This window comes from Rhodococcus sp. 05-340-2 (assembly GCF_002258915.1).
GTDB lineage: Bacteria > Actinomycetota > Actinomycetes > Mycobacteriales > Mycobacteriaceae > Rhodococcoides.
Genome location: NZ_NOYU01000001.1, coordinates 23,561 through 37,015, shown reverse-complemented (window position 1 = coordinate 37,015; position 13,455 = coordinate 23,561). Strand labels below are relative to the sequence as shown.

15 protein-coding genes and 4 tRNA genes are annotated in these 13,455 nt (G+C 64.1%); 15 read left to right on the top strand and 4 right to left on the bottom strand.

The window, feature by feature from the left end:
- Positions 1-11 precede the first annotated feature (11 nt).
- Entirely contained in the window at positions 12-1,259 is a 1,248-nt protein-coding gene (locus CH271_RS00205) for a geranylgeranyl reductase family protein (RefSeq protein ID WP_094631947.1), read from the bottom strand.
- Between the two features lie 79 nt (positions 1,260-1,338).
- On the opposite strand from CH271_RS00205, the gene CH271_RS28625 reads away from it, so the two are divergent.
- The 3 genes from CH271_RS28625 (at position 1,339) to htpX (ending at position 3,605) form a co-directional block, all read left to right on the top strand.
- The gene (locus CH271_RS28625; RefSeq protein WP_179274588.1) at positions 1,339-1,503 is read left to right on the top strand and encodes a hypothetical protein; all 165 of its coding nucleotides are present in this window, start codon (positions 1,339-1,341) and stop codon (positions 1,501-1,503) included.
- Positions 1,504-1,628: 125 nt separating this feature from the next.
- Positions 1,629-2,648, top strand: coding sequence for a polyprenyl synthetase family protein (locus CH271_RS00200; protein WP_008713814.1), 1,020 nt, complete (start codon positions 1,629-1,631; stop codon positions 2,646-2,648).
- Between the two features lie 87 nt (positions 2,649-2,735).
- Positions 2,736-3,605 (top strand): zinc metalloprotease HtpX, encoded by an 870-nt coding sequence (gene htpX, locus CH271_RS00195; protein WP_037187105.1) that lies wholly within the window; start codon positions 2,736-2,738, stop codon positions 3,603-3,605.
- A 37-nt stretch (positions 3,606-3,642) separates the two neighbouring features.
- Here htpX and CH271_RS00190 read toward each other — a convergent pair whose 3' ends face one another.
- Positions 3,643-4,143, bottom strand: a complete 501-nt coding sequence (locus CH271_RS00190) for a YajQ family cyclic di-GMP-binding protein (protein WP_037187107.1) — start codon at positions 4,141-4,143, stop codon at positions 3,643-3,645.
- A gap of 173 nt (positions 4,144-4,316) precedes the next feature.
- On the opposite strand from CH271_RS00190, the gene CH271_RS00185 reads away from it, so the two are divergent.
- The 11 genes from CH271_RS00185 (at position 4,317) to rplA (ending at position 9,034) form a co-directional block, all read left to right on the top strand.
- Positions 4,317-4,399, top strand: a tRNA-Tyr gene (locus CH271_RS00185).
- A gap of 149 nt (positions 4,400-4,548) precedes the next feature.
- A tRNA-Thr gene (locus CH271_RS00180) sits at positions 4,549-4,621 on the top strand.
- 62 nt (positions 4,622-4,683) lie between these two features.
- Positions 4,684-4,756 (top strand) — tRNA-Met (locus CH271_RS00175).
- Between the two features lie 81 nt (positions 4,757-4,837).
- Entirely contained in the window at positions 4,838-5,005 is a 168-nt protein-coding gene (gene rpmG / locus CH271_RS00170; RefSeq protein WP_027498281.1) for a 50S ribosomal protein L33, read from the top strand.
- 140 nt (positions 5,006-5,145) lie between these two features.
- Positions 5,146-5,658, top strand: coding sequence for a (3R)-hydroxyacyl-ACP dehydratase subunit HadA (gene hadA, locus CH271_RS00165; RefSeq protein ID WP_052047287.1), 513 nt, complete (start codon positions 5,146-5,148; stop codon positions 5,656-5,658).
- Positions 5,645-6,070 carry a (3R)-hydroxyacyl-ACP dehydratase subunit HadB gene (gene hadB, locus CH271_RS00160; RefSeq protein ID WP_037187111.1) on the top strand — a complete coding sequence of 142 codons (426 nt, stop codon included), beginning with the start codon at positions 5,645-5,647 and terminating at the stop codon, positions 6,068-6,070. The genes hadA and hadB overlap by 14 nt, the downstream gene beginning before the upstream one ends.
- Before the next feature lie 189 nt (positions 6,071-6,259).
- A tRNA-Trp gene (locus tag CH271_RS00155) sits at positions 6,260-6,332 on the top strand.
- 30 nt (positions 6,333-6,362) lie between these two features.
- Positions 6,363-6,842, top strand: a complete 480-nt coding sequence (secE, locus tag CH271_RS00150; RefSeq protein WP_037188687.1) for a preprotein translocase subunit SecE — start codon at positions 6,363-6,365, stop codon at positions 6,840-6,842.
- Between the two features lie 65 nt (positions 6,843-6,907).
- A complete protein-coding gene (gene nusG / locus CH271_RS00145; protein ID WP_094631945.1) occupies positions 6,908-7,732 on the top strand; it encodes a transcription termination/antitermination protein NusG in 825 nt (274 codons plus the stop codon).
- 64 nt (positions 7,733-7,796) lie between these two features.
- Positions 7,797-8,231: a 50S ribosomal protein L11 gene (rplK, locus tag CH271_RS00140; RefSeq protein ID WP_008713829.1), complete on the top strand. Its 435-nt coding sequence runs from the start codon at positions 7,797-7,799 to the stop codon at positions 8,229-8,231.
- 83 nt (positions 8,232-8,314) lie between these two features.
- A complete protein-coding gene (gene rplA / locus CH271_RS00135) occupies positions 8,315-9,034 on the top strand; it encodes a 50S ribosomal protein L1 (protein ID WP_027498276.1) in 720 nt (239 codons plus the stop codon).
- Between the two features lie 76 nt (positions 9,035-9,110).
- Here rplA and CH271_RS00130 read toward each other — a convergent pair whose 3' ends face one another.
- Positions 9,111-10,022 (bottom strand): alpha/beta fold hydrolase, encoded by a 912-nt coding sequence (locus tag CH271_RS00130; protein WP_037188689.1) that lies wholly within the window; start codon positions 10,020-10,022, stop codon positions 9,111-9,113.
- A gap of 10 nt (positions 10,023-10,032) precedes the next feature.
- On the bottom strand, positions 10,033-11,979 hold the full coding sequence (locus CH271_RS00125) for a CocE/NonD family hydrolase (protein ID WP_094631943.1): 1,947 nt from the start codon (positions 11,977-11,979) through the stop codon (positions 10,033-10,035).
- Positions 11,980-12,216: 237 nt separating this feature from the next.
- Here CH271_RS00125 and CH271_RS00120 point away from each other — a divergent pair, with 237 nt between their 5' ends.
- On the top strand, positions 12,217-13,455 hold the full coding sequence (locus CH271_RS00120; protein WP_094631941.1) for an SDR family oxidoreductase: 1,239 nt from the start codon (positions 12,217-12,219) through the stop codon (positions 13,453-13,455).

Genomic DNA, 13,455 nt, shown 5'->3' with positions numbered 1-13,455 from the left:
GCTCCCTGGTGTCACGAAAAGGGCGGCCGGGAATCGATTTTCAGCGATCCGGTTCCCGACGCCCGCCAGGTGCGGGCGACGAGGTCTCTGTCCGCTTCGGTGATGAGGTTGCCCATGCAGCGGACGGCGACTTTCATCAGTGCGCGTGAGCGCATGCCCACCGGTCCTGCTGCGGGCAGGAATCTGGGCACGGTCAACAGTCCGGCGAGGCGTCGAGCGATGGAGAAGGACTGCCCGTAGTGCTCGCGCAGCAGGCTCGGCCAGGCGTCGGTGAGGTCGGGGTGATCGAGCAGGTCGACGACCATGCGACCGCCTTCGAGTCCGTAGTCGATGCCCTCGCCGTTGAGTGGGTTCACGCAGGCTGCGGCGTCGCCGATGATGGCCCAGTTGGTGCCCGCGATTCCCGAGACCGCGCCGCCCATCGGCAGCAGCGCCGACGCCACCGAGCGCAACTCCCCGCTGAGGTCCCATTCGCCGCGGCGCTGGTGGGTGTAGAGGTCGAGTAGGGGGCGCAGCGCTCCTGGTGCCGGCCTCTTGGCGGTGGCCAAGGTGCCGACGCCGATGTTGATGGTTCCGTCGCCCAACGGGAAGACCCAGCCGTAACCGGGCTGCAGAGTGCCTGCGGCGTCGCGTAATTCGAGGTGCGAGCTGATCCACTCGTCGTCGCTACGGCCCGAGTCGATGTAGGCGCGAGCAGCGACGCCGAATGCGGTGTCGCGATGCCATTGCCGCCCGAGTTGCTTGCCCAGAGTCGAGCGGACACCGTCGGCGACGATCAGTGTGCGGCAGGAGATCTCGTGTGCACCGTCAGCGGTCTGAAGGGTTACCGAGCGGACCGAAGTGCCGTCGCGGGTGACGGCGACGGCCTTGGCTCCCTCGGCCATCACGGCTCCGGATTCGACTGCGGCGACGCGAATCCTGTTGTCCAGTTCGGTTCTGGGAACCGCACTTCCGATGGTCGGCAGTGATCGGCTCGGCCACTCGAGTTCCAGTTCCTGCCCGAATCCGCTCAGTCGCAGTCCTCGGTTGCGCGCTTTGCTGCGCACCCACTCGCCCAGACCGAGCTGATCGAGCTCGGCGACGGCACGTGGCGTCAACCCGTCACCGCACGTCTTGTCGCGGGGGAACACTGCCGCGTCGGCCAGGACGACGTCGCGGCCGGATCGCGCGGCCCATGCCGCAGCGGACGATCCTGCGGGGCCCGCGCCCACGACCAGAACGTCGGTCGTGGTGGGTGGGGCGGGGTGGGGAGTGCTCACGTGTTCCAGTATCCCGACTTCTACGAACGGGTGCGTCGAGGGTCTCCGTTCGCCGCCGTGTGAACGCGTGGTGGTGGCCGTGCGTGACGTCGGCTTCCAGCGAGAACTCGTGGTCACCAGCAGAATTCCGCACGTGATCCTGCTCGACGCTCTGATGACTGCACCGACCGACTCGTTGGGTGACAGGGCGTCGGCAGCGATGGCCGTGACGCTCGAAGTCATCTCCGGCAACCTCGGTGAGTGAAGCGTCACCTGTGGTCGGTGACACCGTCCCACCGGTGTGCACGCTAGGTTCACTACGGTAGAAGGCGAGCAGCGGCGCTTCGCCGCTGCCGCCGGCATGTCGACGACAGGACAGGGACCAACATCGTGAGTACAGACGACGCTGCCGTAGCAACGGTCGTTGCCGGAGTCGACCTGGGTGACCCGGAGCTCGCGCGATCCGTCGCCGACGGCCTCGCACGCGTCGAAGAACTGATGATCAGCGAACTCTCCGACGGTGAGGAGTTCCTCACCGAGGCCGCGCTGCACCTGGCCAAGGCCGGCGGAAAGCGATTCCGGCCCCTGTTCACCGTGCTCACCGGCCAACTGGGACCGTCGCCGACCGATCCGGCGATCGTCACTGCGGCCACGGTCGTCGAACTGGTTCACCTGGCGACGCTCTATCACGACGACGTCATGGACGAGGCGTCGATGCGTCGAGGTGCCGAGAGTGCGAACTCACGCTGGGGCAACAGTGTGGCGATCCTCGCGGGCGACTACCTGTTCGCGCACGCGTCTCGTCTGGTGTCCACCCTTGGACCCGACGCCGTCCGCATCATCGCCGAGACCTTCGCAGAACTCGTCACCGGCCAGATGCGCGAAACCATCGGGGCCAAGAGCACCGACGATCCCGTCGCGCACTACTTGAAGGTCGTGTGGGAGAAGACCGGCTCGCTCATCGCCTCGTGCGGACGCTTCGGCGGAACGTTCTCCGGCGGCGATGCCGAGCATGTGGGACGCCTCGAGCGCCTCGGTGACGCCGTCGGTACCGCCTTTCAGATCTCCGACGACATCATCGACATCTCTTCGGCCACCGAGCAGTCCGGCAAGACTCCCGGCACCGACCTGAGGGAGGGCGTACACACTCTGCCGGTGCTCTTCGCGCTGCGCGAAGAAGGTGCCGACGGCGATCGACTGCGCGAGATCCTCGCCGGTCCGGTCACCGAGGACGCTCTGGTCACCGAGGCTCTGGAGCTGCTCCAGCGTTCACCCGGCATGGTCTCGGCCAAGAAGACACTCGGCGAATACGCCGCTCGGGCACACGCAGAACTTGCACTGCTGCCACAGGGCCCGGCCAACGATGCACTCGGCCGGTTGGTGAATTACACCGTCGAGCGCGTCGGGTAGTCGGCTCGGACCTCGGCCGGGAACTGCCGGTCGGGGTGCTTTCGTTGAATCGGGTAGTAACACCCGGTACGAGGAGGCACTTCGGACATGAACGGTTACGCGAACGGCGCGAAGACTTTCGGCCTGCTGGTCGGGATGTCGGCGCTCATCGTCTTCATCGGCTCGCTGTTCGGTAACGCGACCATTCTCATCGGCTCCATCGTGTTGGCAGTCGGCGTCAACGGTTACGCGTACTTCAACAGCGCGAAGATGGCCTTGCGGTCGATGCATGCCGTGCCGGTGAGCGAGCTCGAGCAGCCGGCGATGTATCGGATCGTGCGGGAGTTGGCGACGACGGCTCATCAGCCGATGCCCGCGCTGTACGTCAGCCCCACCAACAACCCCAACGCGTTCGCGACTGGACGCAACCCGCGCAATGCAGCGGTGTGCTGCACCGAGGGCATCCTGCGCATCCTCGACGAGCGCGAACTTCGCGCGGTGCTCGGGCACGAGCTCTCGCACGTCTACAACCGAGACATTCTGATCTCGTCGGTGGCGGGAGCGATGGCTGCTGTCATCTCCGGCTTGGCCAACCTGGCGTTCTTCGCCAACATCTTCGGCGGACGCGGCAACGGAGGCCCGAACCCGATCGCGCTGCTCCTGGTGTCGATGCTGGGGCCCATTGCGGCCACCCTGGTTCGGCTGGCCGTCTCCCGTTCGCGGGAGTACCAGGCAGATCAGTCGGGAGCCGAGCTGACCGGAGATCCGCTGGCCCTCGCGTCGGCGCTCCGCAAGCTCGAGCAGGGGGTGCAGTTGGCACCGTTGCCGCCCGAGCCGCGGTTGGCGGCGGAGTCACATCTGATGATCGCCAATCCGTTCCGCATCGGCGATAAGGCAGGGCAGCTGTTCGCCACCCACCCCCCGATGGCCGACCGCATCGAGCGACTCGAGCGGATGGCCGGCCACCGGCCGTACTGACGCCGAGCCTGCGGAACGACCCAGGTGAGAAGCCGCTCTAGCGGTAGTTGACGAACTGCAGTGCGATGCCGAAGTCCTCGCTCTTGAGCAGCTGCTGGATGGCTTGCAGGTCGTCGCGCTTCTTGCTGCTCACGCGCAGTTCGTCGCCCTGGATCTGGGCCTTGACGCCCTTGGGGCCGTCGTCGCGGATCTTCTTGGAGATCTTCTTGGCGTTCTCGGTCGTGATGCCCTGCACGAGCTTGCCGGTGACCTTGTAGACCTTGCCGGACGCGGCCGGATCGTTGGTCTCGAAGGCCTTGAGGGAGACGTCCCGTCGGATCAGCTTCTCCTTGAACACGTCGAGGGCGGCCTTGACCTTCTCCTCGGATTCGGAGGTGATGACGATGGTCTCGGACTCGCCGCTGCCGGACCATTCGATGCTGGTGTCGGATCCACGGAAGTCGAAGCGGGTCGCCAGCTCCTTCGCGGCCTGTCCGACGGCGTTGTCCACTTCCTGTCGGTCGACCTTGCTCACTACGTCGAAGGACGAATCAGCCACTTCTCACACTCCAGTCGAATCGAAAATTTGATTTTGCGGTGGTGTCGGTCCACATCCCGCTGGGACTTTATCGGCCCGCTACCGACCGTATCCACCCGGTTTGCGTTCCGGGGGGACGTTCGTTGTATTCTTCTCACCGCGCCGAAGAGCAGTACGGGCTTCGATCGCATCACGGCAGATTGCCCGAGCGGCCAATGGGAGCGGACTGTAAATCCGTCGGCTTATGCCTACGTAGGTTCGAATCCTACATCTGCCACACCTGGAACCCCGGCGAGGATTTCTCTCGCTGGGGTTTCCATGTGAAGAGGGACCAGAACGGCTCGCTGACCACGCAATTTGGTAGTCGGCGCTCGGAATGTGTAACCTCTTGAAGGCTTCAGCGCACGGCAACATGCGTAGTTGCTCGCCCCCTTAGCTCAGTCGGTAGAGCGTTTCCATGGTAAGGAAAAGGTCAACGGTTCGATTCCGTTAGGGGGCTCGCTGGATTGGATGGCTCGACGTCGCGTTCCCCGCGTGGGATGGTGGACGGTGAGCACCTGAGGCGGTGTAGCTCAGTTGGTAGAGCAAACGACTCATAATCGTTGCGTCGCCGGTTCAAGTCCGGTCACCGCTACACAGTAGGCAAGCACGACCAGTAGCACTCATGAACAGTCCTGATTGACCCTGATCAGATTTACCCGAAAGTAGGCGTCCAGTGGCCTCCTCCACCGATGTGCGGCCCAAGATCACCTTGGCCTGCGAGGTTTGCAAGCACCGCAACTACATCACCAAGAAGAACCGTCGGAACGATCCCGACCGCATCGAGCTGAAGAAGTTCTGCTCCAACTGCGGCACGCATCGGGCTCACCGCGAATCTCGCTAGTCCGCTCGGCTCGCTGGTTCGCAGTTCCGTTCAGCAGTCGGCGCCCGGCGTTAGGACACACTTCTCCACCTAACGGCTCTTGCGTCCAGGGTAGAAAAGGTTGTCTTTCCGTGTCACAAGCTCCACAGGATGTCCCGGCCATGGATGTGTCCGCTCACGCGGCGTCCATGGTCGGTTTTCATTATCGCGTCGACGACTTCTACGAGGTCGGCCGCGAGAAGGTTCGTGAGTACGCGCGTGCGGTTCAGGATTTCCACCCCGCGCACCACGACGAGGACGCAGCGAAGGGCCTCGGTTACGACGGTCTCCTCGCGCCCTTGACCTTCATTTCACTGGTGGGCATCATCGCGCAGACGCGGATGTTCAAAGAGGTCATCACCGGTTACGACCCGAGTCAGATCCTGCAGACCGATCAGCGACTGGAATTCCACCGGCCGATTCAGGTCGGCGACCGGTTGATCTGCGACGTCCACCTCGAGTCCTTTCGTCAGATGAGTGGCAGCGACATCATGACCACCAAGAACATCGTCACCGATCAGAACGGTGAGGTCGTCCAGACGACCTGGACGACCATCGTGGCCCGTACCGGTGGCGAGATCGACGAGAACATCGCGCACGCGGTCAAGGAAGTGATCATGCATGGCGCTTCGTAATTTCGGCGACGTGTCCGTCGGTGACGAGCTTCCCGAGCGCATCGTGTCCCTGACCCGCGGCGACCTGGTGAACTACGCAGGCGTGTCGGGCGACCCCAATCCCATCCACTGGAGCGACGAAGTCGTCGAGTTGGCCGGACTGGACAACGTGATCGCGCACGGCATGCTGACGATGGGTCTCGGTGCCGGCTTCGTCACCTCGTGGCTCGGCGATCCCGGTGCGGTCACCGAATACAACGTGCGCTTCACCAGCTCGGTGTACGTCCCGGCGGACGCTGCGGCGTCGGTCGAGTTCACCGGCAAGATCAAGTCGATGGACGACGAGAAGCGCACTGCGACCGTCGCCATCGTCGCGAAGTTCGAGGGCAAGAAGATTTTCGGGAGAGCCACCGCAACGGTGCGCTTGGCCTGAGCATGGTCGATCCGGTCGAGGTAGTTCACGGCCGGGACGACGGGATTTATCTGTTCCGAAGGGTGTGCAGTACACTGAGATTTCTGGGGTAATTCGGCGCTCTGCGCTGCCCGCGTCCTCTTCCCGAGGGTGCGTGGGCCGCGTGTACGAGCCGGATGGACACCAGAGCGGCCGAGAAGTTTCGGCCGAAGGGGCGTAGCTCAATTGGTAGAGCAACGGTCTCCAAAACCGTAGGTTGCAGGTTCAAGTCCTGTCGCCCCTGCCCAAGGTGTCAGCAACTGAGAGGAACGACGTGAGCGAGGAGCGCGGTAAGCGCGACGGTCGATCGGAGGAGGAGTTCGAGAACTCCTCGGCCTCGGACGACGTCGCACCTGGCTCCGAGGGCCGTCCTTCCGATGCTGATACCACTGCCGGTGAATCCGCTGCAGACGCCGTGGTCCCCACCGGCAAGCGATCCACCAGCAGGTCCCGCGGTAGTGCCTCGGGCGTGTCGATGTCCAAGGCTCCGGCCGCATCCACCGCGCCGGCCAAGGCCAAGACCGGTAGGACTCGATCGGGCAAGGTCAAAGCCGACAAGCGGCCGAACGTGTTCCTGCGTCTGCTGCAGTTCTTCCGTGAGGTCGTCGCCGAGCTTCGCAAGGTCATCTGGCCGAACAAGAAGCAGATGGTCACCTACACCAGCGTCGTGCTCGTCTTCCTGACGTTCATGGTCGCCTACATCAGTGGCCTCGATCTGCTCTTCATTCAGGGCGTCGGCTGGCTGTTCGGCTGACCGATCGCAGCTGCGTGACATATCGACGATCGAACCGAGCAGGAAACTAGAGAAAGGGTGCTGACGTGAGCACGCCGCACAACGACGCCACCGAAGTGGCCGCATTCGACGCCGATGTCGAGGCGACCAAGCAGGGCCTCGAAGCGGAGCAGGCCGCTCAGGACCGCGAGACCGACGAAGCCATCAAGGCCGACGTCGCCGCTGCTACCGGTGAGGATGTCCCCGCCGAAGACGGCGAGACCGCCGATGCAGATGTGACAGCCGAGCCCGAGGATCCCGTTGCCGAGATGAAGGCGGCTCTGCGCCGCGCTCCCGGTGACTGGTACGTCATCCACTCGTACGCAGGCTACGAGAACAAGGTCAAGGCCAACCTCGAGACCCGCGTGCAGAACCTCGACGTCGGTGACTACATCTTCCAGGTGGAAGTTCCCATCGAAGAGGTCACCGAGATCAAGAACGGCCAGCGCAAGCAGGTCAACCGCAAGGTTCTGCCCGGCTACATCCTCGTCCGCATGGAACTCAACGACGAGTCCTGGGGAGCTGTCCGCAACACCCCAGGCGTCACCGGTTTCGTCGGTGCCACCTCGCGGCCGTCACCGTTGACCATCAACGAGGTCGTCAAGTTCCTCATGCCGCAGGAAGGCGCCAAGAAGGACGCGAAAGCGACCACAGGCGCAAGCGACCAGAGCGGCGACACCACGTCGAAGCCGACCATCGAGGTCGACTTCGAGGTCGGCGAGTCGGTCACCGTCATGGACGGCCCGTTCGCGACTCTCCCCGCCAGCATCAGCGAGGTCAACGCAGAGCAGCAGAAGCTCAAGGTGTTGGTATCGATCTTCGGCCGTGAAACACCGGTCGAGCTCGGCTTCACCCAGGTCTCCAAGATCTAGAAGCCGCGCGCACAGACTTGCAGTAGCAACCGCAAGAAACCCGAGCGAATACAAGGAAAAAGAAATGCCCCCGAAGAAGAAGAAGCTAGCCGGGATCATCAAGCTTCAGATCCAGGCCGGTGCCGCCAACCCGGCACCGCCCGTCGGCCCCGCACTGGGCCAGCACGGCGTCAACATCATGGAGTTCTGCAAGGCGTACAACGCCGCGACCGAGTCGCAGCGCGGAAACGTCGTGCCGGTCGAGATCTCGGTCTACGAAGACCGCACGTTCGACTTCAAGCTGAAGACTCCTCCCGCTGCCAAGCTGCTGCTCAAGGCCGCAGGCGTGGCGAAGGGCTCCGGCGAGCCGCACAAGACCAAGGTCGCCAAGGTGACCATGGACCAGGTGCGCGAGATCGCCAAGACCAAGCAGGAAGACCTCAACGCCAACGACATCGATCAGGCCGCGAAGATCATCGCCGGCACTGCTCGCTCGATGGGCATCACGGTCGAAGGCTGATTCTCAGCCTCTCCAAGCATCACACGTGGGAGAGCCGGCCAGGCTCGTCAACCACACTGAACTCGAACGAAGGACAGTCAGACATGGCAAAGCGCAGCAAGGCCTACCTCGAGCAGGCCGCAAAGATCGACCAGGACAACCTCTACTCGCCTCTCGAAGCCGCGAAGCTGGCCAAGGAGACCGCGTCGAGCAAGTTCGACCCCACCGTCGAGGTCGCAGTGCGTCTCGGCGTCGACCCTCGCAAGGCCGACCAGATGGTGCGCGGCACCGTCAACCTTCCCCACGGCACCGGCAAGACCGCTCGGGTTATTGTTTTCGCCGCTGGTGAGAAGGCTGCAGAGGCCGAGGCAGCAGGAGCCGACGTCGTCGGCGCAGAAGATCTGATCGAGCGCATCCAGGGCGGATTCCTGGACTTCGACGCCGCGATCGCCACCCCGGATCAGATGGCCAAGGTCGGCCGTATCGCCCGTGTCCTCGGACCGCGTGGCCTGATGCCGAACCCGAAGACGGGCACGGTCACCAACGATGTGACCAAGGCCGTCAACGACATCAAGGGCGGCAAGATCAACTTCCGCGTCGACAAGCAGGCCAACCTGCACTTCGTCATCGGCAAGGCCTCGTTCGACGAGACCAAGCTGGTGGAGAACTACGGCGCAGCGCTGGACGAGATCCTGCGTGCGAAGCCGTCGTCGGCCAAGGGTCGTTACGTCAAGAAGGTCACCGTCTCGACCACCACCGGACCCGGCGTCCAGGTCGATCCGAACCGCACGCGCAACCTCCTCGAGGACGACGCGAACGCGTAATCAGCTCAGCACTACTGCGAAGGCCGGCACCGATCCATCGGGTGCCGGCCTTCGTCGCGTGATGGGTCCGTTTCGCCTACGCAGCCCGCGCCCGCGCGAAGTTCGCCAGGATGATGCCGGCGATGCGGTCGAGCAGTGCGGCGGGCAGGTCGTGGGCCATACCGTCGATCAGAGTCAGCTCGGCGTCGGGGACGGCGCGGGCGATGGCCTTACCGCCCGACGGCCGCACCAGTTTGTCGGCGGTGCCGTGGATGACGGTGGTCGGCGCCGTGATCTTCTTCGCGTACGGCCGCAGGCTGCCGGTGCCGGTGATGGCAGCCATCTGACGGACGACTCCGGACGGGTTGTAGTTCCGCTCGTACATCACCTGCGCGATCTCCAGTTGCTCCTCGAGCGGAGTGCGGTAACCGGGGGAACCGATCGCGGCGAGCGTCTTCGCCGAGTGCGCGATGATCTCGTCCCTGGTGGCGTCCTTCCCGACTCCGCCGATGAGCGGCAGCAGCGCGCGCGGATCGGGCGGCGGCAGAAACGGCTCGTTGGTGCTCGAGAAGAGGATGCCGACCGACTTCGTTCGTTCGGGATAGCTTCCGGCGAAGACCTGGGTGATCATCCCGCCCATCGAGGCACCGACGACGTGCACCGAGTCGATGTCGAGATGGTCGAGCACGCCGACGGCGTCGGCCGCCATGTCCGTGATCGTGTACGGCACGTCCGAGGACATCCCGAACTCGTGCCGGATCAGGCGCAGGATCTGGGATCCTCGCACTTTCTGCCCGGTCATCTTGGTGGACAATCCGATATCGCGATTGTCGATTCGGATCACCCGGTAGCCGGCGTCGACGAGGCGGGTGCAGAAGTCCATGGGCCACAACGTCAATTGCGCGGACAGGCCCATGATGAGCAACACTGCAGGATCGTCGATCGACCCCATGTCCTCGTACGCGATCTCGACGGAGTTCGTCGGCGCGACACCTTGTTCGATTCTCATGTTCTCGTTCCTACCAGCCGGGCTCACCGAGTACCGGAACCACCAGGTAACTCGGATTCTTCGGATCGATGTCGATGTCCTGTCTGCGCAGCCGCGTACGGACCAGATCCGGCAGGATCGGGATGAACCGCGGTGCGTCGGTGGCGAATACGCTCACGCGTAGGCGGTGGCCGGACGCGATGACGGCCTCGGTGGTGAGGATGTCGATGTCGAGGGCGATGGGTTCGCCCACGGGTACCGGGAGCAACGCTGCCTCGGTGAGTGGATGGTACGGACGGGTGTAATCGCCGTTCGGGGCGAACAGCGATCGCTCGTCGTCCACGGCTCGGCGTGAGGCGAGCAGGGCTCCGTTGCTGAGCACGATCGATCGGCCGCTCGGGGCGACGTCGCAGATCATGATGGCCCACATCGCTTCCGGTGCATGGCAGACGACGCGTAGGTGCAGGTTCATGGGGCCGGACAGGACGGTGTCCGACTCGGCAGGCGCGGTGGTGAAGGTGACTGCTGCGCTCTCCGCGAATCGATTGTCGTAGGTGAAGCCGCCGCCCAGGACTGCCGTCACACCGGCGAGAACCTGTGTGGTGTCGCGAGATACGACGGCTCGCAGTGACGGGCGCACTGTGAGGACGTCGGATTCGGCGGCCGGTTCGCCGGTGAGGCTGCCGTCGGCGACGGCATGGGGCGCGGTGCCCGAAGCCGCTGCCGACAGGTAGAGCCGGCGGGGTTGCGCCCGGGGAGCCGGAAAGCGTCCGTGCGCAGTCCAATTGCCACCCTGCTGACGCAGGGTGACGGGGCCGTAGTTCTCGATTCCGTTGTCCACGTCGCGTAGCCACTTGTCGAACCAGGCGCGCTCGAGTACGTCCAGGCGAGGCGGAAAGCCCGGCTCGCCGAAGCCGATTCCCGGGTTGCCGTGGTAACCGTCGCCGACGAGCAACTGCTTGAATCCGCGTTCGAGAGCGAGCCGATTGTAGATGTCCGGTGCGGAACCGCCGAAGATGTCGTGCCAGCAACCGTACAGAAATGTCGGTGCCGCGATGTCTTCGATGACGGCATCGATGGTGTCGTAGTACTCGTTGTCGTAGATTCGCGGATCTCCGCCTGTGACAAAGCCTTTGGCCAGGTCGAACAGATTCGTGGCCGGGGATCGAACGCGATCGCGGAGCCAGGCGAGCGTGTCGACTCCGCCTACCGCGGGTGCCCATTTGAGCCCGTTGACCGCCGCGAGCCACAGTGGAATGAACGCCGAGGTGGCCCCTCCGGTGGCAAAGATTTCACGCACGATATCCACCGAGCCCTCGACCGCAAATATCGCGTCGAGCCCGGCGGGCTGCTTGGCCGCGGCCTGCAGCGCATTGATCGCGGAGTACGAGATGCCGGCCATCCCGATCCGGCCGTTGCACCAATACTGGCGTCGGGCCCACTCGATCACCTCGAGCGAGTCGAGCTGTTCCCGGGGACCCAGCACGTCCCAGGTGCCCGAGGAACTGCCGGTGCCGCGGACGTCGACGATCATCTGGACGTACCCGCTGCGCACGAGATGGCGGTTGACCGAAAGCAGGTCGGCAGCCCCGCCCGCCACCACTCGGGTGATCTCGGTGATGCCGTCGAATCTGGTTCCGGTCAGGTCGAACGCGGACGAGAAGGTTCTGATGGCACTGCCCAGAACCGGGGTCTCGAGGATGGTGTCGATGCCCTTGATCAGCAGCTTGTTGTAGGGCGTGAGGTTCAGGACGGTGGGCAACGTGCCCTCGACCGCGCGTCCCGACGCGTCCGCGGGGCGAAAGACGTATGCGCGCAACGCCGTCCCGTCGCTCATCGGGATGCGCACGTTCGCCGTGATGGACACGCGAGGGTAGCGCGGTTGCTCGCGCACGATCTCCGCCCACGCCGCTGCCGCGTCGCCGCCGCTGGGATCGCGTACGGGTTGCAGGAGGGGGTGGGGCGCCGTGGCAGTCATGAAGATCGATTAGACCTTCGAACGACCCTGTTTGTCCTGCGGAACGCGGATCGGTCGTAATCTGCTCCAACAAATGTCGTGCCCAGCTGTGTTTTGTTGGGAACCCTCTCAACAAAAGTTGAGTGACGCTATGGGGGGTACCAGACTTTTCCGGTCAGCGAGTCGTGAGCCCGCGGGATTGCTACGTTCTGGCGGTCCGAAGTGACATGGGACACCGATCGTTGCAGGGGAGCACGAATGCACGTAGAAGCACTGTTCGGAGACGGATCGTTGCGTCCGGTCTGGCCGCACGCGGATGCGCTGATCACCAATGAATGCCCGGGGCTTCGCTTCGCCGGTAAGTACGCGGACGTCGTTGCCCTGAGCAACGGTGATCCCACTGCGCTGCGGCCCTTCATCGACGAGGACACCCGCCGACGGGTAGCGGCGATGGCACCCCCGGTGACCGAGACCGCGCTGGTGTTCGGGGCCAACGGCTTCCTCGGCGCCCACCTGATCGGTCGACTGACGCGTGATGCGGCGGTGGAGATCGTCTACGCGATGGTTCGTCCCACCGAGGAGGAAACAGCCCTCGAGCGTCTGCAGCGCACGTTCGACCAGTACGAGATCGCGGTGGACGCAGACAAGATCCGCATCGTCGAGGGCACTCCCACGAAATTCCGGTTCGGTCTCGACAAGACCGCCTACTACGACCTGGCTGCCGGAGTGGGACAGATCTTCAACTGTGCCAGTTCCACCGATTACACCGAGAGCTACGCCGAGCTGCGCGACGACTGGTTCGTCAGCGTGCTGCGCATCCTCGAATTCAGCATCACCTCCACCCGCAAGCATCTGACGTACGTGGGCAGTATCGGTGCCCACCTCTATCAGAAGCCCGAGGATTTCCGTCGTCCCGATTCGTGGTGGTACTCCGGGTACGCACAGATGAAGTGGGTCAACGCAACGCTGCTCGGGTGGCTGTCGATGTCGGACACCTACTCCGTCACCCTGTGCGAGGCTCCTTACATCCTCGGAAGCACCGAACTCGGTCGTGATCCGGGCCGGGTCTACAGCTTCTGGCGCATCATCGAACTGGCGATCGCGGCCGGTGCCATCTGGGAAGGCCCGGGGATGAACTACGTTCCGGTCGACGTGATGTGCGACGTCATGGCGAGCAACTCGTTGCGCAGCCATCCTCTGACGAGGCTGTTGCCGAGCAATCCCACCGGCTACGGTCACGATCTCTACGCCGACCTTCTCGGGCTCGATCTGGTGAGCTGGGAGGAGTTCAAGGAGCGCGTCAGCGCGCGCATCTCTCCTCGATTCGCCGAGACGATGCTGGCCGACAACATCGATCAGCTCATGCGCCTGGTGCACAAGCCCGAGGCGATCCTGCCCGTCGACCACGACATCTCCTGGTGCGATCACCGCCGACTCTTCGAGCTCTACTTCGAGAAAGCACAGCTCAAGACGCTCACGCCCGCCGCCGTCAACTGA

Excerpts from the sequence above, each read along its gene's own strand:
- htpX (WP_037187105.1), top strand. The coding sequence starts at position 2,736 with ATGAACGGTTACGCGAACGGCGCGAAGACTTTCGGCCTGCTGGTCGGG.
- hadA (WP_052047287.1), top strand. The coding sequence starts at position 5,146 with ATGGATGTGTCCGCTCACGCGGCGTCCATGGTCGGTTTTCATTATCGC.
- hadB (WP_037187111.1), top strand. The coding sequence starts at position 5,645 with ATGGCGCTTCGTAATTTCGGCGACGTGTCCGTCGGTGACGAGCTTCCC.
- rplK (WP_008713829.1), top strand. The coding sequence starts at position 7,797 with ATGCCCCCGAAGAAGAAGAAGCTAGCCGGGATCATCAAGCTTCAGATC.
- rplA (WP_027498276.1), top strand. The coding sequence starts at position 8,315 with ATGGCAAAGCGCAGCAAGGCCTACCTCGAGCAGGCCGCAAAGATCGAC.
- CH271_RS00130 (WP_037188689.1), bottom strand. The coding sequence starts at position 10,022 with ATGAGAATCGAACAAGGTGTCGCGCCGACGAACTCCGTCGAGATCGCG.
- CH271_RS00125 (WP_094631943.1), bottom strand. The coding sequence starts at position 11,979 with ATGACTGCCACGGCGCCCCACCCCCTCCTGCAACCCGTACGCGATCCC.
- CH271_RS00120 (WP_094631941.1), top strand. The coding sequence starts at position 12,217 with ATGCACGTAGAAGCACTGTTCGGAGACGGATCGTTGCGTCCGGTCTGG.